Genomic DNA, 20,848 nt, shown 5'->3' with positions numbered 1-20,848 from the left:
CGACGTGAGCGAGGTGCCGTGAACGAGAACTGGCGCAGGGCCGGACTGGCCGGAGCCGCGATCGGGGTGCTGGCCGCAGGGGCCGCGGCGGGCGTGGCCGTCGAGCGGCTCACCGTCGGCCGCGGGATGCGGCGCAAGGCCCGGCTGGCCCTGGACGCGGCGGGCCCGTACGGCTCGCTGCGCGGGATACCGGGCCGGGCCCGCGCCGAGGACGGCACCGAGCTCCACTTCGAGGTCGAGGAGGTCGAGGAGGGCAGGGAAGGCGGGGCAGGAGGGGAGTCCGCAGCCCCCGTGACCGTGGTGTTCTGCCACGGGTACTGCCTCGGCCAGGACGCCTGGCACTTCCAGCGCGCCGCCCTGCGCGGTGCCGTACGGGCCGTCTACTGGGACCAGCGCAGCCACGGCCGCTCCGGCCGCGGCCTCGGGCAGGCCGACGGCGAACCGGTCTCGATGGACCTGCTCGGCCGCGACCTGAAGGCCGTCATCGACGCGGCCGCCCCCGAGGGTCCGCTCGTCCTCGTCGGGCACTCCATGGGCGGCATGACCGTGATGGCGCTGGGCGCCCGGTACCCGGAGCTGGTGCGCGAGCGGGTGGCCGGCGTGGCCTTCATCGGCACCTCCGGCGGCCGGCTCGCCGAGGTGACGTACGGGTTCCCGGCCGCCGGGATGAACCTCGTACGCCGCGTCCTGCCCGGCGTACTGCGCGCCCTCGGCTCCGAGGCCGAGCTCGTCGAGCGCGGTCGGCGGGCCACGGCCGACCTGCTGGCCGGCACGGTCAAGCGGTACTCCTTCGCCGCGCAGGACGTGGACCCGGCCGTCGCCCGCTTCGCCGAGCGGCTGATCGAGGCCACGCCCATCGACGTGGTCGCCGAGTTCTACCCGGCCTTCGAACAGCACGACAAGACCGCCGAACTGGCCGTGTTCGCCGACGTGCCCGCCCTGGTCCTGGCCGGGGACCAGGACCTGATCACCCCGGCCGCGCACAGCGAGGCCATCGCCGCGGAGCTGCCGCGGGCCGAGCTGGTCCTCGTACCCGAGGCCGGGCACCTCGTGCTCCTCGAGCACCCGCAGACCGTCACCGCGGCCCTCGTGCAGCTGCTGGCGCGGGCGGGCGCCGGTCCGGCAGCGGCTAACGTTGGCGCCCATGGAAGCACCGCACATCCAGCACCCTGAGGCCGCCGCGGGCGGCAGCGCCCGGCTCACCGTCGACTCCCCGGAGCGGATGCAGGACCTGGGCCGGCGGCTCGCCGCCCTGCTGCGCCCCGGCGATCTGGTCCTGCTGACCGGTGAGCTGGGCGCCGGGAAGACCACGCTGACCCGCGGGCTCGGCGAGGGCCTGGGCGTCCGCGGGGCCGTGACCTCCCCGACCTTCGTGATCGCCCGCGTGCACCCCTCGCTGGCCGCCGGGCCGCCGCTGGTGCACGTGGACGCGTACCGGCTGGGCGGCGGGCTCGACGAGATGGAGGACCTGGACCTCGACGTCTCGCTGCCCGAGTCCGTCGTCGTCGTCGAATGGGGCGACGGCAAGGTGGAGGAGCTGTCCGACGACCGGCTGCACGTGGTCATCGCGCGCGCGGTGGGCCACGAGGAGGTCCTGGACGACGTCCGTACGGTCTCCCTGACCGGTATCGGCGCCCGCTGGGCCGGACCGGAGCTGGCGCAGCTCGCGGAGCCGGACCTTCCGTAACCGCCCGGAGGCGTGACGGCGGCCCCGGACCGGGTCCGGGGGCTCCGCGCGGTCCGCATTCCGACAACTTGTCGGCAAGATATTGCGCCGACGACGCGGCACGTGGTCACATGGTAGCGAGACCTGGTTAGGTCTACCTAACTACGGCTTCCCGGGCCCAGGAGGCAGCCATGCCGGCACATGAGCGCGCAGAAGTCCACCGTCCGTCCGCACCCGCTCCGCACCGGGCCCCCGGCGCGGTCCTCCCCGGTACGGGAGGGCTGAGCGTCCGCGACCTGCTCGCCTCCTGCGCCGCCGCCACCGCCGTCTCCACCCCGCCCCGCCCCGCCTCCCGCCGGGCCCCGGCCCCCGAGGGCGCGGCGGGGACGGGTGCTGCGGGCGGTACGGGCAGTGCGGCCGGTTCGGGTGGGGCGGGCGGAGCCGCAGGGGCCGTAGGGGCCGCAGGGTCGGCTGGGACGGAAGCGGCCTGAGGCCTCCCTCGGGTACCCACTCGTTCGAGTGGGTTTTCCGGGCCGGTTTACGGGTCCGCCCCCGCGGCACGGGCAGCGGGGGCGGGTGAGCCGAGTGAGCCGGGAATTCCGGAGAACTCAGGGAGCCGGAGGAGGCGCTGCGGCCCCGGGCCTCAGGGGACCACGACCACCTTCGAGTTGACCGTCGCGAAGGTCCACATCGCGTCCCCGTCGGCCCGCGTCATGCGGATGCCGCCGGTCTTCTTCGCCGGGTCGGGCTCGGGCATCGCCCCGTCCACCCGCGCGCTGAACCCGATCGTCACCCCGGACACGCTGCCGAAGCGCACCACGTGCTCGACCGGCACCCCGTCGGAGCCGGTCACCTTGCCCGAGCGCGAGCCGACGATGTACGAGCCGGGAGTCGGGTTCACCGTGCTCGGCATGACGGTGAAGGTGCGGACCTTGGTGCCCGCCTTGCCGACCAGCCACACCTGCTTGGCGCTCAGCGAGTACACGACGCGCACGCCCGTACCCGAGTTGAGGGGCACCGCCGACGGCGTGCGCTTGCCCGGCTGGGCGGCGGGCACGCTGGGGGAGGCGACGCCGGGGGACTGGGCGGCCGGCCGCTCCGGGGCGCTCGCGGAGGCCTGGTAGGCGAGGAAGCCCACCACGGCCACGGCCGCGGCGGTGAGCCCGGCCACGATTCCCGAGCTGCTGCGTGCCACCTTGTCTCCGCCTCTCGCATGGCCCTCCGGGGCCCCAGGATCCCCCGGGGTGACGGTAGCAGCCGGGCCGCGGGGCCACGGTGCCGCCGTGGGGCGCGCCCCCGGAGTCGTAGGCTGTTCGCGTGCTCTTGCTTGCCGTAGATACCGCCACGCCCGCCGTCACCGTCGCCCTCCACGACGGCGAGTCCGTACTCGCCGAGGCGCACCAGGTCGACGCCCGCCGCCACGGGGAGCTGCTGCTCCCCTCCGTCGACCGCGTGCTCGCCGAGGCGGGCCTGAAGCTCGACGCCGTCACCGGCATCGTCGTGGGCGTCGGCCCCGGCCCGTACACCGGACTGCGCGTCGGCCTCGTGACGGCCGCGGCCTTCGCCTCCGCGCTCGGCGTGCCCGTCCACGGGCTGTGCACGCTCGACGGACTCGCCTACGCCGCCGGGGACGCCGGGGTCGAAGGCCCCTTCGTGGTCGCCACCGACGCCCGCCGCAAGGAGGTGTACTGGGCCCGCTACGAGGACCCGCGCACCCGCAGCGGCGGGGCGGCCGTGGACCGCCCGGCCGATATCGCCGACGAGGTCGCCGGACTGCCGGCGGTCGGCGCGGGCGCCCTGCTGTACCCGGAGGTCTTCGCGGACGCCCGCGCCCCCGAGCACCAGTCGGCCGGTGCGCTGGCCGCGCTGGCCGCGGAGAAGCTGGCGAAGGGCGAGCCGTTCGTGAACGCCCCCGGCACCCAGCCGCAGCCCATGTACCTGCGCCGCCCCGACGCGCAGGTGCCGAAGAACTACAAGGTGGTCACCCCCCAGTGACGGAATCGGTGACGGCCCCCGGGACGGACCCCGCACCGGGCGCACCCGGCCCCGCGCCGGTGCCGGGCGCCCCGCGCCTGCGCGAGATGCGCTGGTGGGACATCGGGCCCGTACTGGAGCTGGAGCACGACCTCTTCCCCGAGGACGCCTGGTCGGCGGGGATGTTCTGGTCCGAACTGGCCCACGCCCGCGGCCCCGGCGCCACCCGCCGCTACCTCGTCGCCGAGGAGGTGCTGCCCGGCGGCGGCACCCGGCTCGTCGGGTACGCCGGCCTGGCCGCCGCGGGCGACCTCGGCGACGTACAGACCATCGCGGCCGCCCGGGACCAGTGGGGCAGCGGGCTCGGCGCCCGGCTGCTGACCGAACTGCTGCGCGCGGCCACCGACTTCGAATGCGCCGAGGTGCTGCTGGAGGTACGGGTGGACAACACCCGCGCCCAGCGGCTCTACGAGCGCTTCGGCTTCGAGCCGATCGGCTTCCGGCGCGGCTATTACCAGCCCGGAAACATCGACGCGCTCGTGATGCGACTTTCCGATCCCGCACGTTCCGTGAGAAGTGAGAACCATGGCTGACGAACCCCTCGTCCTCGGCATCGAGACCTCCTGCGACGAGACCGGCGTCGGCATCGTCCGCGGCCACACCCTGCTCGCGGACGCGGTCGCCTCCAGCGTCGACGAGCACGCCCGCTTCGGCGGGGTCGTGCCCGAGGTGGCCTCGCGCGCCCACCTGGAGGCCATGGTCCCCACCATCGAGCGCGCCCTGAAGGAGGCCGGGGTCGCGGCGGGCGACCTCGACGGCATCGCCGTCACCGCCGGACCCGGGCTCGCGGGCGCCCTGCTGGTCGGCACCTCGGCCGCCAAGGCCTACGCCTACGCCCTCGGCAAGCCCCTGTACGGGGTCAACCACCTGGCCTCCCACATCTGCGTGGACCAGCTGGAGCACGGCCCGCTGCCCGAGCCGACGATGGCCCTGCTGGTCTCGGGCGGCCACTCCTCGCTGCTGCTCGCCCCGGACATCACCAGCGACGTACGGCCCCTCGGCGCGACCATCGACGACGCCGCCGGCGAGGCCTTCGACAAGATCGCGCGCGTGCTGGACCTCGGCTTCCCCGGCGGCCCGGTCATCGACCGGCTCGCCAAGGAGGGCGACCCGGAGGCCATCGCCTTCCCGCGCGGGCTGACCGGGCCGCGCGACGCCGCGTACGACTTCTCCTTCTCCGGGCTCAAGACCGCCGTGGCCCGCTGGATCGAGGCCAAGCGCAGGGCCGGCGAGGAGGTCCCGGTCCGCGACGTGGCCGCGTCCTTCCAGGAGGCGGTCGTGGACGTCCTGACCCGCAAGGCCGTCCGGGCCTGCAAGGACGAGGGCGTCGACCACCTCATGATCGGCGGCGGGGTCGCGGCCAACTCGCGGCTGCGGGCCCTGGCCCAGCAGCGCTGCGACGACGCGGGCATCGTGCTGCGGGTGCCGCGGCCGAAGCTGTGCACCGACAACGGCGCGATGGTCGCCGCCCTCGGGGCAGAGATGGTCGCCCGCAACCGGCCGGCCTCGGACTGGGACCTGTCCGCCGACTCCTCCCTGCCGGTGACCGACCCGCACGTACCGGGCACCGGGCACGGGCACTCGCACTCGCACGGGCATGCCCACGATCACGACCACGTGCACGAGCTCAGCAAGGACAACCTGTACTCGTGAGCGCCACGATCGCCCTGATGTGGGAGGCCCGGGCCGTGACCGGCCGGGGCAACGAGCTGCTGGAATGGGCCGCGGCCCAGACCACCGCGGTGGAGCCGCTGCGCCGCGAGACCTTCCGGGCCCCCGGGGACCGGGTGCTCGTGATCACCTGGTGGGAGGCGGAGGGCCTCGCGGCGGAGCTGCCCGAGCTCCCCGAGCCGGCCGCCGACCTGATCACGCGCCCGGTGCACCGCTGGCGGTTCGAATCCGTGGACGCGGAACGCTCGTAGACGGCTCGCAGCGGGTGTCCCGCCTTTCGAACGGCCGGGGACCGGGGGCCGGACGGCCGCTATGGTCGTGCGCATGACGCACCGTCATCTGCCGCCCCCGCCCCCGGCCCCCGCGGACCTGCGCGCCTGGCTGGCGCCCGCGGCGCTGCGGGCCGAGCGGGCGGCGGCGCTCGCGGAGCTGGGACGGCAGGCGCTGGGGGCCGGGAGGCTGCTCCTGCTCTGGCTGCTCGCCGCGGTCTTCGCTCTGGCCTGGTCCTTCCTCGGCATCGCCCTGACCGCCTTCGAACAGGGCGACCGCGGGGAGCGGGTCCTCGGCGGGGTGTTCACCGCCCTCGGGGCCGGGGTGCTCGTCCCCGCAGGCCTCTGGACGGCGGCCGCCGCCCGCCGCGACCGGGAGGTGCGGGCCCTGCTCGGCGCCTGGGCGGACCTGGACCGGGACCCGGAGGCCGACGCGCGGCTGCGGGAGCCGCTGCGGACCCTGGGCTGGGTGGTGTCCTCGGTGACGCTGTGCGCCCTGGGGCTGTGGGTGACCTTCGGGGTCTCGACAGCGGCGCGGCCGGGCCGGGACACCTACGCCGAGGTCGCGTACAGCATGGGCCTCGGGATGATCCTGTGGGTCACCGGGCTGCTGGGGGTCGGCCGGGCCGCGGCGCACTACCGGTGGGCGCGCGGCGTCGGCGTCCGGGGGCCCGCCGGGCCCGCGGCCGGGATCAGCCCCGGCCGGCCGCCGCGGGCGCGCCGATCAGCACCGAGGGGGCGCCCGCCACTCGGGTCAGGAAGACGGTCGCGGAGTTCGGACCCTGCGGCTTGACCTTCCTGCGCAGCTCCTCCGGCTCCACCGCCGAACCCCGCTTCTTGACGGTCAGCACCCCCACCCCGCGCTCGCGCAGCAGCGCCTTGAGCTTCTTCAGGTTGAAGGGCATCACGTCGGTGATCTCGTACGCGGTGGCGTACGGCGTGGGCAGCAGCTCGTCCGCGGTGACGTAGGCGATCGTCGGGTCGATCAGCCGGCCGGACAGCGGGGCCGCGGCCTCGGCCACCAGGTGGGCGCGGATCACCGCGCCGTCGGGCTCGTACAGCCAGCGGCCCACCGGGCCGGGCTCCGGATCGGGCAGGGGCGCGCCCGTGGCCAGCGAGTCCCCCTGCGGCAGCAGGGTGGCGCGGACCGTGCCGGGCGCCGTACCGAACCACAGCACGGCCTCCTTCACGTCCCCGTGGTCCGAGATCCACTCGGCCTCGGCCTCCGCCGGCACGGCCTCGTGCGGGATCCCCGGCGCGATCTTGACCGCCGCGAACCGGGCGCTGCGGGCGGCCGCCACGGCCCAGGACAGCGGCGGGGAGTAGGCCTCCGGGTCGAAGGTCCGCCCGCGGCCCCCGCGCCGCGCCGGGTCCACGAACACGGCGTCGTACCCGGAGGTGTCCACCTCCGTGACGTCCGCCTCGCGGACCTCGATCAGCTCCGCCAGCCCCAGTGCCTGCGCATTCGCGCGCGCCACCGCGCAGGTCAGCGGGTCCCGGTCCACGGCGAGCACCCGGATCCCCGCCCGGGCCAGGGCGATCGCGTCCCCGCCGATCCCGCAGCACAGGTCGGCGGTGCTGCGCACTCCGAGCTCCGCCAGCCGCCGCGCCCGGTACCCGGCCACGGAGGCGCGGGTGGCCATCTCGACCCCGCCGGGGGTGAAGAACATCCGGTACGCGTCCTGCTCACCGAACTTGGCCACCGCGCGCTGCCGCAGCCGCGCCTGGCCCAGGGCCGCGGACACCAGGGAGGCCGGGTGGTCGCGGCGCAGCCGGGTGGCGGTCGCGAGCTCCTTGGCCGGGTCGTAGTCCCGCAGTCCGGACAGCAGGTCCCTGCCCCCGTCGGTCAGCAGGGAGGCGAAGGCGTCGAGGTCGTTCACCGGACCATTGTCGGCCAGAAGGGGGAAGACCGGCGCCGGGTCGCGGGTGCGCCCGGGTGTCGCGCGGGGCTCCAGGGCCCCGTGGTGACAGGATGCGGCGCCATGCAGCTAGTACGACAAAAGGAACAAACCGCACGTTTCGCCGATCCGGCGCGCGGCCGGTACGGGGTGGCGCTGACCGTCCTCCTGGTCGCGGCCCTCGGGACCGGGTGCGGTGCCGGGAGCGGTGGCGGCGCGGACGGCCGGGACGCCCCGCAGAAGGCCCCCGGCGCCCGCGCCGCGGCCCCCGGGGCACCCGGCGGCGCCGCGGCCCGGCTGGAGCAGGCCCAGGCGGCCCGCGCGGCGGCCGCGAAGCGGTGGGGCCTGGCGCAGACCCCCCTGGCGGCCCCCGCGGCCCCCGCGGAGAAGCCGCAGATCACCACCCGCAAGGGCTTCGAGGTGGAGGGCGGCGAGGACCTGCCGCCGGTGTTCACCACCGTGCCCACCGAGCAGAAGGTGGTCTTCCTGACGGTCGACGACGGGGCCGAGAAGGACCCGGAGTTCCTGCGCATGATGCAGGAGCTGAAGATCCCGTACAGCGCCTTCCTCAGCGACTACGTGGTCCGCGACGACTACCCGTACTTCAAGAAGATGCAGGCCGCGGGGGTCACGCTCAACAACCACACCCTCAACCACCGGTACATGCCGGCCCTGTCGTACGAGAAGCAGCGCCAGGAGATCTGCGGGCAGCAGGACACCATCCAGAAGCAGTTCGGCAAGCGCCCCGAACTCTTCCGCCCGCCCTACGGCAACTACAACCGCGACACCCTGCGCGCGGCCAAGTCCTGCGGGGTCAAGGCCGTCCCGCTGTGGAACGCCGAGGTCTTCCCCGACCGCATGGAGTGGCGCGAATGGGACCGCGACCTGCACCCCGGGGACATCATCCTCACCCACTTCCGGGGCCGCGAGGACTGGAAGGGATCGATGCCTGACATGATCCGTCAGGTCATGAAGACCGTCACGGCGAAGGGGTACGCCGTGGCCCGCCTGGAGGACTACTTGTGAGCAGTGCGCGCCGGCTCGTCGCCGGGACGATGGCGGCCGGCGCGCTCGTGGCCGCGTGCGGGCTGACGGGCTGCGCCCAGAGCGTGGACCCGATCGAGCGGCTCGGGCGCAAGGCCACGGCCGGGGTGACGGGCGGGGCGACGGCCCCGGCGGCGGGCGGCGCGGCGGCCGGCGCCGGCGGGCCGCGGGGCGTACGGCCCTCCGCCCCGGCCCGGCCGGATCCCTCCGCGGCCGCCCCCTCCGACGCGTACCGGCGCTGGGGGCTGGCCGGGCCGCTGGAGTTCGCCGCCCCGCCGGCCGCGCGGCCGGTGCTGCCGGCGGCCGGCCCGGGGCGGGTGCCGGTGGTGGACCGGATACCCGTGCCCGCGGGCGAGAAGACGGTCTTCCTGACCTTCGACGACGGGGCCGAACGCGATCCGGAGTTCCTGCGGATGGCCGGCGAACTGAAGCTGCCGATCAGCATGTTCCTGACCGACAGCGTGGCCGCGCCCGGGTACGGGCACTTCGGGGCCCTGCGCGCACAGGGCCACGGCAGCGCGGTGCAGAACCACTCGCTGACCCACCCGAACCTGCGGACCCTGCCGTACGCGGCCCAGAAGGCCGAGATATGCGGGCAGCAGGAGAAGCTGCACAAACGATTCGGCGAGCGGCCCCGGCTCTTCCGCCCGCCCTTCGGCAACTACAACGACGACACGCTGCGCGCCGCGGCCGACTGCGGGGTCTCCTCCGTCGTCCTGTGGCGGGTCTCCATGCAGATCCGCAACCTGCGCTACGCCGAGGGGGACGGGCTGCGGCCCGGGGACATCGTGCTCGCGCACTTCCGGGGCCCCGCCGAGCTCAAGGGCTCCACGCTGACGCAGATGACCACCCGGATGCTGCGGAGGATCCAGGAGCAGGGCTACCGGATAGGGCGCCTGGAGGACTACCTCTGAGGCCCGCCCGCCCACCCGTTCCTACCCTGGCCACCCGCCACCCGCCACCCGCCACCCGCCACCCGACCCCCGCCGCTCAGCCCGCCGGAGCCGGCGCGGGGGCCGCTCGCGGGCCGGGCTCCGGCTCCGGCAGGCGCGCGTCCGCCTCCCGCTGCCGCTCCGCGCTGTCGCTGATCCGCAGCAGCAGCGCGATCATGATCCAGTTCGCCAGCAGGGACGAGCCGCCCTTCGCGAGGAACGGCAGCGCCTTGCCCGTCAGCGGGATCAGGCCCGTGACCCCGCCCGCGACCACGAAGACCTGGAGGGCCAGCGCCGCGGCCAGGCCCACCGCGAGCAGCTTGCCGAAGGGGTCCCGCGCGGCCAGCGCCATCCGCAGGCCCCGCTGCACCAGCAGCGCGTAGACCAGCAGCACGGCCATCACCCCGGCCAGGCCCAGCTCCTCGCCCACGGTGGTGAGGATGAAGTCGGAGCGGGCCGCGAAGCCGATCTGCTCCGGGTGCCCCAGCCCCAGGCCGGTGCCGGTGATCCCGCCGGTTCCGAAGCTGAACAGGGCCTGCGCCGACTGGTCCGAGACGATGCCCGGCGGCCGCTGCTCGGGCGGCAGGAAGATCGACATCGGCTCCAGCCAGGCGGCGACGCGGCCCTTGACGTGCGGTTCGGTGGACCCGACCACGAAGGCGCCGGCGGAGGCCATGAGCAGGCCGCAGACGATCCAGCTGGTCCGCTCGGTGGCGACGTACAGCATCACGACGAAGACGCCGAAGAAGATCAGCGAGGTGCCGAGGTCGCGCTCGAAGACCAGCACGAGCATCGAGACGATCCACACCGTGACGATCGGGCCCAGCTGCCGGCCCGGCGGCAGCCGCACGCCCAGCACCTTGCGGCCCGTCAGCGCCAGCGCGTCCCGGTGGACGACCAGGTACCCCGCGAAGAACACCGCGATCATGATCTTCACGAACTCGCCCGGCTGCAGCGACATGCCCCCGACCGTGATCCACCGCTTGGCGCCGTACTGGTCGGCGCCGAAGAAGGCGGGTGCGATCAGCAGGGCCAGGGCGACCGCCATCGTCAGGTAGATGTACCGCTGGAGGTGGCGGTGGTCGCGCAGGACGGCGATCACGGCCAGGGCGGCGGCCACGCCGATGACCGTCCACATCAGCTGCCCGGGCGCGTTCGCCGCGGCGTTCTTGAACTTCGCCACGTACGTCTGGTCCAGCCGCGCGAGCAGCACCAGCCCCAGCCCCGACAGCAGCAGCGCCAGCGGCAGGATCAGCGGATCCGCGTACGCCGCGAACCGGCGCACGCCCAGGTGCCCCACCAGCGCGAGCAGCGACATGCTGAGCGCGAAACCGGTGAGCCCCGGCGGGAGGGCGCCGTTCATCGCCAGGCCCACGCTGGCCTGGCCGAAGACGGTGATCGCGACGACGAAGGCCAGCAGCAGGGCCTCGGTGCGCCGGCGCGCCGAAGCCGTGGTCCGGGCCCGCAGGGTCAGTCCGCGCACGGCACGCCGCCGCCGGTGGCGCCCGGTGCCTCAGGGGTTGCGGAAGCCGTCCGTCCGATCTGCTCGCCAATGAGCCGCTTTATCTTCATATCGTCTACGACGAACGCACCGGCCCGGTGGTTCCTCGGTGCAGGTTTGAAGCGCCGGGGCAGGGGCATGGCTGCGTACCGGGCCGCGCCGCGCGCAACGCCGCCGGCCGTGAATTGGCACTCCGCTTGACCGAGTGCTAATCGCCGGAATACTCTCGGGCCTGGCACTCGCCCCTGGTGAGTGCCAACACAGCGACGGGCAGGTCCGGCACCCGCGACGACGGATCCACCTGGTCGCCACCTCAGACAGTTAACCCCGTGAGATCTCCGAAGGGGGAGGTCGGATCGTGACGACCGCCAGCTCCAAGGTTGCCATCAAGCCGCTCGAGGACCGCATCGTGGTCCAGCCGCTCGACGCAGAGCAGACCACGGCCTCCGGCCTGGTCATCCCGGACACCGCGAAGGAGAAGCCCCAGGAGGGCGTCGTCCTCGCCGTGGGCCCGGGCCGCTTCGAGGACGGCCAGCGTCTCCCGCTGGACGTCAACGTCGGCGACATCGTGCTGTACTCCAAGTACGGCGGCACCGAGGTGAAGTACAGCGGCGAGGAGTACCTCGTCCTCTCGGCTCGCGACGTGCTCGCGATCGTCGAGAAGTAATTCACCCGAAGCAGATTGCTTTGAGCTGCGCCCCTGGTCACCCCGCTGATTGCCGGGCGGCGAGGGGCGCAGTCCGTTAAACCCCAGAATTTTCGAGAGGGCTGAACCGCTTCCATGGCGAAGATCCTGAAGTTCGACGAGGACGCCCGTCGCGCCCTCGAGCGCGGCGTCAACAAGCTTGCCGACACGGTCAAGGTGACGATCGGCCCCAAGGGCCGCAACGTCGTCATCGACAAGAAGTTCGGCGCCCCGACCATCACCAACGACGGCGTCACGATCGCCCGTGAGGTCGAGCTGGACGACCCGTACGAGAACCTGGGCGCCCAGCTCGTCAAGGAGGTGGCGACCAAGACCAACGACATCGCGGGTGACGGCACCACCACCGCGACCGTCCTGGCCCAGGCGCTCGTCCGCGAGGGTCTGCGCAACGTCGCCGCCGGCGCCTCCCCGGCCGCCCTGAAGAAGGGCATCGACGCCGCCGTCAAGGCCGTCTCCGAGGACCTCCTCGCCACCGCCCGTCCGATCGAGGACAAGTCCGACATCGCCGCCGTGGCCGCGCTCTCCGCGCAGGACCAGCAGGTCGGCGAGCTCATCGCCGAGGCGATGGACAAGGTCGGCAAGGACGGTGTCATCACCGTCGAGGAGTCCAACACCTTCGGCCTCGAGCTCGAGTTCACCGAGGGCATGGCCTTCGACAAGGGCTACCTGTCCCCGTACTTCGTGACGGACCAGGAGCGCATGGAGGCCGTCCTCGAGGACCCGTACATCCTCATCAACCAGGGCAAGATCTCCTCGATCCAGGACCTGCTGCCGCTGCTGGAGAAGGTCATCCAGGCGGGTGGCTCCCGGCCGCTGCTGATCATCGCCGAGGACCTCGAGGGCGAGGCGCTCTCCACCCTCGTCGTCAACAAGATCCGCGGCACCTTCAACGCCGTGGCCGTCAAGGCCCCCGGCTTCGGCGACCGCCGCAAGGCGATGCTGCAGGACATGGCCACCCTCACCGGTGCCACCGTCATCGCCGAGGAGGTCGGCCTCAAGCTCGACCAGGCCGGTCTGGACGTGCTGGGCTCGGCCCGCCGCGTGACCGTCACCAAGGACGACACCACGATCGTGGACGGCGCCGGCAACTCCGAGGACGTCCTCGGCCGCGTCAACCAGATCAAGGCCGAGATCGAGGGCACCGACTCCGACTGGGACCGCGAGAAGCTCCAGGAGCGCCTCGCGAAGCTCGCCGGCGGCGTGTGCGTCATCAAGGTCGGCGCCGCCACCGAGGTGGAGCTGAAGGAGAAGAAGCACCGTCTGGAGGACGCCATCTCCGCGACCCGCGCCGCGGTCGAGGAGGGCATCGTCTCCGGTGGCGGTTCCGCTCTGGTCCACGCCGTCAAGATCCTCGAGGACAACCTCGGCAAGACCGGCGACGAGGCCACGGGTGTCGCGGTCGTCCGCCGCGCCGCCGTCGAGCCGCTGCGCTGGATCGCCGAGAACGCCGGCCTCGAGGGCTACGTCATCACCTCGAAGGTCGCCGAGCTCGACAAGGGCCAGGGCTTCAACGCCGCCACCGGCGAGTACGGCGACCTGGTGAAGGCCGGCGTCATCGACCCGGTCAAGGTCACCCGCTCCGCCCTGGAGAACGCCGCCTCCATCGCCTCCCTGCTGCTCACGACCGAGACCCTGGTCGTCGAGAAGAAGGAAGAGGAAGAGGCGGCCGGCCACAGCCACGGCGGCCACGGCCACAGCCACTGATCCACCGCCGGGCCCCCGGCAGCCGCCGGGCCCCCGGCACGCGAAAGCCCCCGTCCCGCCGTTCACCCGGCGGGCGGGGGCTTCCCGCTGTTCAGCGCTTCCCGCCCCCCGCGGCCTCGCCGGTCAGCCCGTCATGCCCAGCTGGCGCATCAGGCCCATGGCGTCGTAGTGCCACCAGCCTTCCTTGATCATCCCGTCCTGGCAGCGGAAGACCGTCGTGCCGGTCATCGTGCAGGTCTTCCCGGTGGGCGCGAGGCCCATGAACTCGCCCTTGTGCGTGCCGGTCCAGGTCCACAGCGTGGTGACGTAGTCGTCCTGCGCCGTCTGGACGTCCCGCGTGAAGGAGAAGTCGAAGGCGCTGCGCCACATGCCGACGTCCTCGCGGACCGCCTCGTACCCGCTCTTGTCCGTGGGGTTGCCGATGTCGTGGTCGCGGTAGTCCGCGGCGAAGACCTCCTCGATGACGGCCATGTCGCCCTTCACCGCGATCTCGTCGTACATCCGGTTCACGAGCTGGGTGTTGAGGTGCTCGTCCCGGACGACGTCGAGGTTGGTGAAGGTCGGCATCCCGTCGCAGAGGGCCACCATCTCCCGGAACATCCGGTCCGTCTCCGGGAGGTTCGAGTTCTTCATGGCCTCTTCGTACGAGGGGAACTCGACCACGTCCACGTAGTGGTTCTCGGCCTCGCGGTCCCTGCCCACCACGCTGTGGGTGACCGTGCGGTGCCCCTGGCTCTGGGCGATGTACCGGTCGAGCACCTGGTTCAGCTCGTCTGCCCGGCTGGTCGTGTAGTCGATGATCTGTACGAAAGTCATAGCGGTCTCCCGGGCTGGATGGACCCTTCCAGTTTAGGGAGATTTCACCCATTTGGGCGGTTTACCCGCCGGTCACCAGCGCGGGGCCGTCCCGCGGGGCTCACTGGGGCCCGTACTTGCGGCCGGTCCGCGAGGAGACCCCGCCCAGCAGCCCGCGCGGGGCCAGCTTCACCACGCCCATCAGGGCCTTGTACCGGGGGTCCGGGATCGACACCGTCTTGCCGCGGGCCAGGTCGGCCAGGGCGGCGGAGACCAGCTTGTCGGCGTCGAGCCACATCCAGTTCGGGATGTTGTCCGTGCCCATCCCGGCCCGCTCGTGGAACTCCGTACGGACGAAGCCGGGGCACAGGGCCATCATGCGGACCCCCGAACCGGCCAGGTCCCGCGCCGCTCCCTGGGTGAACTGCACGACCCACGCCTTGCTCGCGCCGTACGTGCCGCGCGGCACGAAGGCCGCCACCGAGGCCACGTTGACCACCCCGCCGCGGCCGCGCTCGCGCATCCCGGCGGTAGCCGCCGAGCTCAGCCGCAGCACGGCCTCGACGTGCACCTTCAGCATGGTCAGCTCGTCCTCCAGGGAGACCTCGAGGTACCGGCCCTTGTTGCCGAAGCCGGCATTGTTGACCAGCAGGTCCACCGGGTCCCGGCGCTCCGACAGCCGGGCCTCGACCGCGCCGATGCCCTCCTCCGTCGACAGGTCGGCCGTCAGCACCTCGGCCTCGATCCCGTGCCGGTCGTGCAGCTCGGTCGCCTGCTCGCGCAGCCGCTTCGTGTCGCGCGCGACCAGGACCAGGTTGGTGCCCTGGCCCGCCAGCCGCCGCGCGAAGGCGGCGCCGATGCCCGCCGTGGATCCCGTAATCAGAGCAGTCGTCATACGGGCAACCTAGCCGTACGGGGCGTCAGCTCCGCGCGGCCCGGGCCCCCTTGGTCCGCTCGGCGTACGTGCGCACGGTCTCGTGGGCCTCCGGCTCCATCGCCGCGCCCGCCGCCAGGGTCCGCGGCAGCAGCTCGCGCTCGGTGGTGAAGGCGCGGAACCAGAAGGCCACCGTCACCTCGTGGTCCGGCCGCGACAGCACCTCGACGGAGTCCCCGGGGGAGACCTCGCCCGGCTCGACGACGCGCAGGTACGCGCCCGGCCGCACGGCCTGCGTGAACCGCCGGACCCAGCCGCCCTCGCCCAGCGCGCCCTGGAAGGTCCGGCAGGGGATCCGGGCCGAGGCCACCTCCAGCACCAGGTCCCGGCCGATCCGCCAGCGCTCGCCGAGCAGGGCGCCGTTGACGTCCACGCCGGAGGTGGTCAGGTTCTCGCCGAAGAGCCCGGGGGCCAGCTCGCGGCCCAGCTCCCCCTGCCACCAGTCGAGGTCCTCGCGCGCGTACGCGTAGACCGCCTGGTGGTCGCCGCCGTGGTGGCGCAGGTGGAGGATCTCGTCCCCCGCGAGCCCGCTCCCGCCGGTGCCCTTGGGGCCGGGCGCGCTGACCCGGACGGGGCCGGGGACGGGAAGCTTGCCGATCCCGGTCAGCCCGGTGGGGGAGTCGGTGTGCTCGGAGGCGGCCGCGCGGCCCAGGTTCACGGAGATGAGGTGCATGAAGGGCACCGTAACCCAGCTCCTCAAAGCGAGGAAACGCAATTGGTGCGCTCCCCAAAGAAGCCCTTATGCTCGAAGGGTGATCGAAGCACGCCACCTCAGGGTCCTGCGCGCCGTGGCCGCCACGGGCTCCTTCTCCGCCGCCGCCCGCGAACTCGGCTGCACCCAGCCCGCGGTCAGCCAGCAGATGAAGGCCCTGGAGGCGGGAGCCGGCACGCCGCTGCTCATCCGGACCGGCCGCGAGATGAGGCTGACCCAGGCCGGCGAGGCCCTGGTCCGGCACGCGGCCGGCATCCTGGCCGGGCTGACCGCCGCCGAGGAGGAGGTCGCCGCCATCGCGGGCCTGCGGGCCGGGCGGGTCCGGCTGGTCTCCTTCCCGAGCGGCAGCTCCACCCTGGTGCCCACCGCCCTCGCCGCGATGCGCGCCGAGCACCCCGGGACCCGGATCTCGCTGGTCGAGGCCGAGCCCCCGCGCTCGGTGGAGATGCTCCGCGAGGGCGACTGCGACGTGGCGCTCGCCTTCCGCTACACCGGGGCCGGGGACCCGTCCGAATGGGACGACCTCGTGGTCCGGCCGCTGCTCACGGACAAGCTGGTGGGCCTGGTGCCGGAGGGGCACCGGCTGGCGGGTGCGGACCGGGTGGGCATGGCCGAGCTGGCCGGCGAGCCCTGGATCGCGGGCTGCCCCCGCTGCCGCCGCCACCTCGTGGACGTCTGCGAGGAGGCCGGGTTCACCCCGCGCATCGACTTCGCGACCGACGACTACCCGGCCGTGGTGGGGCTGGTCGGCGCCGGGCTCGGCGTGGCCGTGCTGCCCGAGCTGGCGGTGGAGTCCGTACGGACCAAGGGGGCCCGCACGGTCTCCGTGGAGCCCGCCGTGCAGCGCGAGGTGGTCGCGCTGACCCTGCCGGACCTCGCCCGGGTGCCCGCGGTCGCGGCCACCCTGGCCCAGCTGGAGCGGGCCGCCGCCCGGTAGCCCGTGCGGGACGGGCGGCGGCCGCGCTGCCGCAGCTTCGAAGAAACGTTCCTTCAGTGCCGTTGAGTGCCTTCGAGCACGGGGTCAGTGCGCGGTGGTTCCGCTCGCGCTGGAGGCCGGGATCAGGCGGTGCCGGGCGCGGCCCATCAGTTCCTCGCGTTCGTCTTCGGTGAGTCCTCCCCACACGCCGTAGGGCTCGCGTACGGCGAGAGCGTGCGCGGCGCACTCCGCACGCACCGGGCATCGCATGCAGACCTCTTTAGCCGAGGCCTCGCGCGCGCTCCGGGCCGCGCCCCGCTCGCCCTCCGGATGGAAGAAGAGGGAGCTGTCGACACCCCGGCAGGCGGCCATGAGCTGCCAGTCCCAGAGGTCGGCGTTCGGTCCGGGAAGGCGGGAGAAATCTGCCATTGCTAGTCCTCTTGAAGCCGGTACTGAGACGGATACGGTCCAAGGAGCCACATCTACGATCAGAGAAGATGTAAATATGACTCATTGGGAATCTAGCCTCAGACACACGCCAAACGGAAGGAAAGCCGCCAAATAGGGCATAGCGCCAAACGGAGGACAGTCGACGCGTACCGGGTCGCGCCTCCGCGGCCGTGTCGGCGTCCTCACGTAGAGTGCCGAAGGTGTCCGTCCGACCCGTAACTCTTTCGAGTGACCATCGTTGAGAGTGCGAAGGCGGTTGAACGAAGAAGTTCCCGGACAGGCGTCCGAGGGCATCGACCGCTCAGGTGACGATACGTACCAGCCTGGAGGCTCAAGGTGACGCGCATCAGCAGCTGCGGAGGGCGGCCATGACATCCGTCCTCGTCTGCGACGACTCCCCGCTTGCCCGAGAGGCGCTCCGCCGCGCGGTCGCGACCGTGCCCGGCGTCGAGCGTGTGACGACGGCTGCCAACGGGGAGGAAGTCCTCCGCCGCTGGGGTGCCGACCGCTCCGACCTGATCCTGATGGACGTCCGGATGCCCGGACTCGGCGGTGTGGAGACCGTCCGCCGGCTGCTCTCGGCCGACCCGGGCGCCCGCATCATCATGCTGACGGTGGCGGAGGACCTCGACGGGGTCGCGCTCGCCGTCGCCGCCGGCGCCCGCGGATACCTGCACAAGGACGCCTCGCGCGCCGAGCTGCGGGCCACGGTGACGCAGGCCCTCGCCGACCCGACCTGGCGGCTCGCCCCGCGCCGGCTGCGCTCGGCGGAGATGGGCGCGGCCCCGACGCTCACGGCCCGCGAGATCCAGGTGCTGGAGGGCATGAGCCACGGGCGCTCCAACGCCGAGATCGGCCGCGAGCTGTTCCTCTCGGAAGACACCGTGAAGACGCACGCCCGCCGCCTGTTCAAGAAGCTGGGCGCGTCCGACCGGGCGCACGCCGTGGCGCTGGGGTTCCGCTGGGGCCTCGTCCGCTGATCGCTCGGCGGTCCCCGTCCGCCGTCGGGCGGACGGGGCGGCGTACCGGATTTCGCGTACGCAGCGCGAGTCTTGTCGTACCCGGTGTGCGCGAGGGGGTTGGCGGGGCAGAATCCTGGGGACGTGTCGCTTCGCGCGCGATGCCGCATCCTTGAGAGTGGAGACCCTGGGGGAGCCCGCCGTCCGGCGCCGCTGTCTCGGGAACCATTCGGCCGAGCGGGAGGGGAGGGCGTTCACGATGAGTTCCGGCGCGCCTGCTCATAACGCTTCGGTGCACAACCCGGACCGCGGTGCCGCGGAACGTCCGGCGCCAAGGCACCATGGATTGATGCGCGACGACGAGGCCTCGGGCTCCCCCGCGGCCACGGGCCCGGCGGGGCCTTCCGAAAACAGCGGCGCCGGCGCGGTCGGTGCCCTGGTCCGTCGCGCGGTCGAAGGGGACGAGCAGGCCACGCACGACCTGCTGGCCCATGTGCACCCCCTGGCCCTGCGCTACTGCCGCACCCGCCTGTCGCGGCTCCCGGGCGACGCCCGGCACTTCGTCGAGGACCTGGCGCAAGAGGTCTGCGTGGCCGTCCTGATGGCCCTGCCGCGGTACCGGGACACGGGCCGCCCCTTCGAGGCCTTCGTCTTCGCCATCGCCGCCCACAAGGTCGCCGACCTCCAGCGCGCCGCGATGCGCCACCCGGGCAGTACGGCCGTCCCGTCGGACGAGATGCCCGAGCGGCCGGACGACTCCCTCGGCCCCGAGGAGCGGGCCCTGCTCAGCAGTGACGCCGCCTGGGCCAAGAAGCTCCTGGCGAACCTCCCCGAGAACCAGCGCGAGCTGCTCGTCCTGCGCGTGGCCGTGGGGCTCACGGCGGAGGAGACCGGGCAGATGCTCGGCATGTCCCCGGGCGCCGTGCGCGTGGCGCAGCACCGGGCGCTCAGTCGGCTCCGCGCTCTGGCGGAGCAGTAACCACAGGGCTTAAGCTCGACCGTAAACTCGTAGGAACCTACGAAAATTTAGGTCGATCTTGGTCGTGGAATGAGACGCGACGGGATCCCGTTAGCATGGACGTCTGCGCTGAGCAAGACCATCTTGGAAGGTGTCATGACTGTCAACGCTGACGGAGTGCCCGACAAATTCGCCGCTCTCGGGCTGACCTACGACGACGTCCTGCTGCTGCCGGGCTCGTCGGACATGGCCCCCGACGAGATCGACACCTCCTCGCTCATCTCGAAGAACGTGCGCGTCAACATCCCGCTCCTCTCCGCGGCGATGGACAAGGTCACCGAGTCGCGGATGGCCATCGCCATGGCCCGCCAGGGCGGCGTCGGCGTCCTGCACCGCAACCTCTCCATCGCGGACCAGGCCAACCAGGTCGACCTGGTCAAGCGCTCCGAGTCGGGCATGGTCACCGACCCGATCACGGTCCACCCGGACGCCACGCTCCGCGAGGCCGACGAGCTGTGCGCCAAGTTCCGCATCAGCGGCGTGCCGGTCACCGACCCGGCGGGCAAGCTGCTCGGCATCGTCACCAACCGCGACATGGCCTTCGAGTCGGACCGCAGCCGCCAGGTGCGCGAGGTCATGACCCCGATGCCGCTGGTCACGGGCAAGGTCGGCATCTCCGGCGTGGACGCCATGGAGCTGCTGCGCCGCCACAAGATCGAGAAGCTCCCGCTGGTCGACGACGCGGGCCTCCTCAAGGGCCTCATCACGGTCAAGGACTTCGTCAAGGCCGAGAAGTACCCGAACGCCGCCAAGGACAAGGACGGCCGCCTGCTCGTCGGCGCCGCGGTCGGCGTCGCCGGGGACGCGTACGAGCGTGCGCAGGCGCTCATCGAGGTCGGTGTCGACTTCATCGTCGTCGACACCGCGCACGGCCACTCCCGACTGGTCGGCGACATGGTCTCCAAGATCAAGTCGAACTCCGCCGTGGACGTCATCGGCGGCAACGTCGCCACCCGCGACGGCGCCCAGGCGCTGATCGACGCCGGCTGCGACGGCATCAAGGTCGGCGTCGGCCCCGGCTCCATCTGTACCACCCGTGTGGTCGCCGGCATCGGCGTCCCGCAGGTCACGGCGATCTACGAGGCCTCCCTCGCGGCGAAGGCCGCGGGCGTCCCGGTCATCGGCGACGGCGGCCTCCAGTACTCCGGCGACATCGCCAAGGCCCTGGTCGCGGGCGCCGACACGGTGATGCTCGGCTCGCTGCTCGCGGGCTGCGAGGAGTCCCCGGGCGAGCTGCTCTTCATCAACGGCAAGCAGTTCAAGTCGTACCGCGGCATGGGCTCGCTCGGCGCGATGCAGTCCCGCGGCGACCGCAAGTCCTTCTCCAAGGACCGGTACTTCCAGGAGGGCGTGGGCGGCGACGACAAGCTCATCCCCGAGGGCATCGAGGGCCAGGTGCCCTACCGCGGCCCGCTCTCCGCGGTGGTCCACCAGCTCGTCGGCGGTCTGCGCCAGTCGATGTTCTACGTGGGCGGGCGCACCGTCCCCGAGCTCCAGGACAACGGCCGCTTCGTGCGCATCACCTCCGCGGGCCTCAAGGAGAGCCACCCGCACGACATCCAGATGACCGTCGAGGCGCCGAACTACTCCCGCAAGGGCTGACGGCACCCGCAGTGACCCGTGAAGGGGCGGGCCCGGG

Annotated in this window: 23 protein-coding genes; 16 read left to right on the top strand and 7 right to left on the bottom strand. The window is 72.9% G+C overall.

What is annotated here, in order from left to right; translation table 11 throughout:
* Window positions 1-18: 18 nt before the first annotated feature.
* The 3 genes from ACZ7JZ_RS01605 to ACZ7JZ_RS01595 all read left to right on the top strand — a co-directional run bounded on the left by ACZ7JZ_RS01605 (window position 19) and on the right by ACZ7JZ_RS01595 (window position 2,157).
* Window positions 19-1,173, top strand: coding sequence for an alpha/beta fold hydrolase (locus tag ACZ7JZ_RS01605; RefSeq protein ID WP_470932033.1), 1,155 nt, complete (start codon window positions 19-21; stop codon window positions 1,171-1,173).
* A complete protein-coding gene (gene tsaE, locus ACZ7JZ_RS01600) occupies window positions 1,145-1,687 on the top strand; it encodes a tRNA (adenosine(37)-N6)-threonylcarbamoyltransferase complex ATPase subunit type 1 TsaE (RefSeq protein ID WP_470932031.1) in 543 nt (180 codons plus the stop codon). Before ACZ7JZ_RS01605 ends, tsaE begins: the two co-directional genes overlap by 29 nt.
* Before the next feature lie 170 nt (window positions 1,688-1,857).
* Window positions 1,858-2,157, top strand: a complete 300-nt coding sequence (locus ACZ7JZ_RS01595; protein WP_470932029.1) for a hypothetical protein — start codon at window positions 1,858-1,860, stop codon at window positions 2,155-2,157.
* A gap of 152 nt (window positions 2,158-2,309) precedes the next feature.
* On the opposite strand, the gene ACZ7JZ_RS01590 is transcribed toward ACZ7JZ_RS01595, so the two are convergent.
* The gene (locus ACZ7JZ_RS01590; protein WP_470932027.1) at window positions 2,310-2,861 is read right to left on the bottom strand and encodes a hypothetical protein; all 552 of its coding nucleotides are present in this window, start codon (window positions 2,859-2,861) and stop codon (window positions 2,310-2,312) included.
* Between the two features lie 122 nt (window positions 2,862-2,983).
* On the opposite strand from ACZ7JZ_RS01590, the gene tsaB reads away from it, so the two are divergent.
* The 5 genes from tsaB (at window position 2,984) to ACZ7JZ_RS01565 (ending at window position 6,433) form a co-directional block, all read left to right on the top strand.
* Window positions 2,984-3,661 carry a tRNA (adenosine(37)-N6)-threonylcarbamoyltransferase complex dimerization subunit type 1 TsaB gene (gene tsaB, locus ACZ7JZ_RS01585; RefSeq protein ID WP_470932025.1) on the top strand — a complete coding sequence of 226 codons (678 nt, stop codon included), beginning with the start codon at window positions 2,984-2,986 and terminating at the stop codon, window positions 3,659-3,661.
* A gap of 86 nt (window positions 3,662-3,747) precedes the next feature.
* Entirely contained in the window at window positions 3,748-4,233 is a 486-nt protein-coding gene (gene rimI / locus ACZ7JZ_RS01580) for a ribosomal protein S18-alanine N-acetyltransferase (protein WP_470932445.1), read from the top strand.
* Window positions 4,226-5,353 (top strand): tRNA (adenosine(37)-N6)-threonylcarbamoyltransferase complex transferase subunit TsaD, encoded by a 1,128-nt coding sequence (tsaD, locus tag ACZ7JZ_RS01575; protein WP_470932023.1) that lies wholly within the window; start codon window positions 4,226-4,228, stop codon window positions 5,351-5,353. The genes rimI and tsaD overlap by 8 nt, the downstream gene beginning before the upstream one ends.
* A 17-nt stretch (window positions 5,354-5,370) precedes the next feature.
* Window positions 5,371-5,622, top strand: coding sequence for a hypothetical protein (locus ACZ7JZ_RS01570; RefSeq protein ID WP_470932443.1), 252 nt, complete (start codon window positions 5,371-5,373; stop codon window positions 5,620-5,622).
* 73 nt (window positions 5,623-5,695) lie between these two features.
* On the top strand, window positions 5,696-6,433 hold the full coding sequence (locus tag ACZ7JZ_RS01565; protein WP_470932021.1) for a hypothetical protein: 738 nt from the start codon (window positions 5,696-5,698) through the stop codon (window positions 6,431-6,433).
* On the opposite strand, the gene ACZ7JZ_RS01560 is transcribed toward ACZ7JZ_RS01565, so the two are convergent.
* On the bottom strand, window positions 6,333-7,520 hold the full coding sequence (locus ACZ7JZ_RS01560) for a class I SAM-dependent methyltransferase (RefSeq protein WP_470932019.1): 1,188 nt from the start codon (window positions 7,518-7,520) through the stop codon (window positions 6,333-6,335). The genes ACZ7JZ_RS01565 and ACZ7JZ_RS01560 overlap by 101 nt on opposite strands.
* A 102-nt stretch (window positions 7,521-7,622) precedes the next feature.
* Here ACZ7JZ_RS01560 and ACZ7JZ_RS01555 point away from each other — a divergent pair, with 102 nt between their 5' ends.
* On the top strand, window positions 7,623-8,564 hold the full coding sequence (locus ACZ7JZ_RS01555; protein WP_470932017.1) for a polysaccharide deacetylase family protein: 942 nt from the start codon (window positions 7,623-7,625) through the stop codon (window positions 8,562-8,564).
* Window positions 8,565-8,593: 29 nt separating this feature from the next.
* The gene (locus ACZ7JZ_RS01550; protein ID WP_470932441.1) at window positions 8,594-9,496 is read left to right on the top strand and encodes a polysaccharide deacetylase family protein; all 903 of its coding nucleotides are present in this window, start codon (window positions 8,594-8,596) and stop codon (window positions 9,494-9,496) included.
* 76 nt (window positions 9,497-9,572) lie between these two features.
* On the opposite strand, the gene ACZ7JZ_RS01545 is transcribed toward ACZ7JZ_RS01550, so the two are convergent.
* Window positions 9,573-10,997 carry an FtsW/RodA/SpoVE family cell cycle protein gene (locus ACZ7JZ_RS01545; protein WP_470932015.1) on the bottom strand — a complete coding sequence of 475 codons (1,425 nt, stop codon included), beginning with the start codon at window positions 10,995-10,997 and terminating at the stop codon, window positions 9,573-9,575.
* Window positions 10,998-11,373: 376 nt separating this feature from the next.
* Between ACZ7JZ_RS01545 and groES the strand changes: the two genes are divergently transcribed.
* Together groES and groL are read left to right on the top strand one after the other, a co-directional pair.
* Entirely contained in the window at window positions 11,374-11,682 is a 309-nt protein-coding gene (groES, locus tag ACZ7JZ_RS01540) for a co-chaperone GroES (RefSeq protein WP_007265952.1), read from the top strand.
* Between the two features lie 114 nt (window positions 11,683-11,796).
* Window positions 11,797-13,425: a chaperonin GroEL gene (groL, locus tag ACZ7JZ_RS01535; RefSeq protein WP_470932013.1), complete on the top strand. Its 1,629-nt coding sequence runs from the start codon at window positions 11,797-11,799 to the stop codon at window positions 13,423-13,425.
* A gap of 123 nt (window positions 13,426-13,548) precedes the next feature.
* Here the strand turns inward: groL and ACZ7JZ_RS01530 are convergent, their stop codons facing one another.
* The 3 genes from ACZ7JZ_RS01530 to ACZ7JZ_RS01520 all read right to left on the bottom strand — a co-directional run bounded on the left by ACZ7JZ_RS01530 (window position 13,549) and on the right by ACZ7JZ_RS01520 (window position 15,827).
* The gene (locus tag ACZ7JZ_RS01530; protein WP_470932011.1) at window positions 13,549-14,241 is read right to left on the bottom strand and encodes an ester cyclase; all 693 of its coding nucleotides are present in this window, start codon (window positions 14,239-14,241) and stop codon (window positions 13,549-13,551) included.
* Between the two features lie 100 nt (window positions 14,242-14,341).
* Window positions 14,342-15,115 carry an SDR family NAD(P)-dependent oxidoreductase gene (locus tag ACZ7JZ_RS01525; RefSeq protein WP_470932009.1) on the bottom strand — a complete coding sequence of 258 codons (774 nt, stop codon included), beginning with the start codon at window positions 15,113-15,115 and terminating at the stop codon, window positions 14,342-14,344.
* A gap of 25 nt (window positions 15,116-15,140) precedes the next feature.
* Window positions 15,141-15,827, bottom strand: coding sequence for an MOSC domain-containing protein (locus tag ACZ7JZ_RS01520; protein WP_470932007.1), 687 nt, complete (start codon window positions 15,825-15,827; stop codon window positions 15,141-15,143).
* 79 nt (window positions 15,828-15,906) lie between these two features.
* Here ACZ7JZ_RS01520 and ACZ7JZ_RS01515 point away from each other — a divergent pair, with 79 nt between their 5' ends.
* Window positions 15,907-16,803 carry a LysR family transcriptional regulator gene (locus tag ACZ7JZ_RS01515; protein WP_470932005.1) on the top strand — a complete coding sequence of 299 codons (897 nt, stop codon included), beginning with the start codon at window positions 15,907-15,909 and terminating at the stop codon, window positions 16,801-16,803.
* Between the two features lie 84 nt (window positions 16,804-16,887).
* On the opposite strand, the gene ACZ7JZ_RS01510 is transcribed toward ACZ7JZ_RS01515, so the two are convergent.
* Window positions 16,888-17,211, bottom strand: a complete 324-nt coding sequence (locus ACZ7JZ_RS01510; protein ID WP_470932003.1) for a WhiB family transcriptional regulator — start codon at window positions 17,209-17,211, stop codon at window positions 16,888-16,890.
* 389 nt (window positions 17,212-17,600) lie between these two features.
* Between ACZ7JZ_RS01510 and ACZ7JZ_RS01505 the strand changes: the two genes are divergently transcribed.
* The 3 genes from ACZ7JZ_RS01505 (at window position 17,601) to guaB (ending at window position 20,811) form a co-directional block, all read left to right on the top strand.
* Complete coding sequence (locus ACZ7JZ_RS01505; protein ID WP_003948568.1) at window positions 17,601-18,212, top strand: response regulator transcription factor; 612 nt, start codon at window positions 17,601-17,603, stop codon at window positions 18,210-18,212.
* A gap of 328 nt (window positions 18,213-18,540) precedes the next feature.
* Complete coding sequence (locus tag ACZ7JZ_RS01500) at window positions 18,541-19,170, top strand: sigma-70 family RNA polymerase sigma factor (RefSeq protein ID WP_470932001.1); 630 nt, start codon at window positions 18,541-18,543, stop codon at window positions 19,168-19,170.
* Between the two features lie 135 nt (window positions 19,171-19,305).
* A complete protein-coding gene (gene guaB, locus ACZ7JZ_RS01495; RefSeq protein ID WP_470931999.1) occupies window positions 19,306-20,811 on the top strand; it encodes an IMP dehydrogenase in 1,506 nt (501 codons plus the stop codon).
* The last annotated feature ends 37 nt before the right edge of the window (window positions 20,812-20,848 follow it).

The sequence above is a fragment of the Streptomyces sp. NPDC038213 genome (assembly GCF_055600495.1).
Note: the sequence above shows the minus strand (reverse complement) of the source record. Positions and strands in the feature narration are given on the sequence as shown.

What these genes read in the sequence shown, in the direction of transcription:
- groL (WP_470932013.1), top strand. Translation starts at nt 11,797, where the DNA reads ATGGCGAAGATCCTGAAGTTCGACGAGGACGCCCGTCGCGCCCTCGAG.
- ACZ7JZ_RS01550 (WP_470932441.1), top strand. Translation starts at nt 8,594, where the DNA reads ATGGCGGCCGGCGCGCTCGTGGCCGCGTGCGGGCTGACGGGCTGCGCC.
- ACZ7JZ_RS01500 (WP_470932001.1), top strand. Translation starts at nt 18,541, where the DNA reads ATGCGCGACGACGAGGCCTCGGGCTCCCCCGCGGCCACGGGCCCGGCG.
- rimI (WP_470932445.1), top strand. Translation starts at nt 3,748, where the DNA reads ATGCGCTGGTGGGACATCGGGCCCGTACTGGAGCTGGAGCACGACCTC.
- ACZ7JZ_RS01555 (WP_470932017.1), top strand. Translation starts at nt 7,623, where the DNA reads ATGCAGCTAGTACGACAAAAGGAACAAACCGCACGTTTCGCCGATCCG.
- ACZ7JZ_RS01510 (WP_470932003.1), bottom strand. Translation starts at nt 17,211, where the DNA reads ATGGCAGATTTCTCCCGCCTTCCCGGACCGAACGCCGACCTCTGGGAC.
- ACZ7JZ_RS01525 (WP_470932009.1), bottom strand. Translation starts at nt 15,115, where the DNA reads ATGACGACTGCTCTGATTACGGGATCCACGGCGGGCATCGGCGCCGCC.
- ACZ7JZ_RS01565 (WP_470932021.1), top strand. Translation starts at nt 5,696, where the DNA reads ATGACGCACCGTCATCTGCCGCCCCCGCCCCCGGCCCCCGCGGACCTG.
- tsaE (WP_470932031.1), top strand. Translation starts at nt 1,145, where the DNA reads ATGGAAGCACCGCACATCCAGCACCCTGAGGCCGCCGCGGGCGGCAGC.
- ACZ7JZ_RS01520 (WP_470932007.1), bottom strand. Translation starts at nt 15,827, where the DNA reads ATGCACCTCATCTCCGTGAACCTGGGCCGCGCGGCCGCCTCCGAGCAC.
- ACZ7JZ_RS01570 (WP_470932443.1), top strand. Translation starts at nt 5,371, where the DNA reads ATGTGGGAGGCCCGGGCCGTGACCGGCCGGGGCAACGAGCTGCTGGAA.
- ACZ7JZ_RS01595 (WP_470932029.1), top strand. Translation starts at nt 1,858, where the DNA reads ATGCCGGCACATGAGCGCGCAGAAGTCCACCGTCCGTCCGCACCCGCT.
- tsaD (WP_470932023.1), top strand. Translation starts at nt 4,226, where the DNA reads ATGGCTGACGAACCCCTCGTCCTCGGCATCGAGACCTCCTGCGACGAG.
- ACZ7JZ_RS01505 (WP_003948568.1), top strand. Translation starts at nt 17,601, where the DNA reads ATGACATCCGTCCTCGTCTGCGACGACTCCCCGCTTGCCCGAGAGGCG.
- ACZ7JZ_RS01530 (WP_470932011.1), bottom strand. Translation starts at nt 14,241, where the DNA reads ATGACTTTCGTACAGATCATCGACTACACGACCAGCCGGGCAGACGAG.
- guaB (WP_470931999.1), top strand. Translation starts at nt 19,306, where the DNA reads ATGACTGTCAACGCTGACGGAGTGCCCGACAAATTCGCCGCTCTCGGG.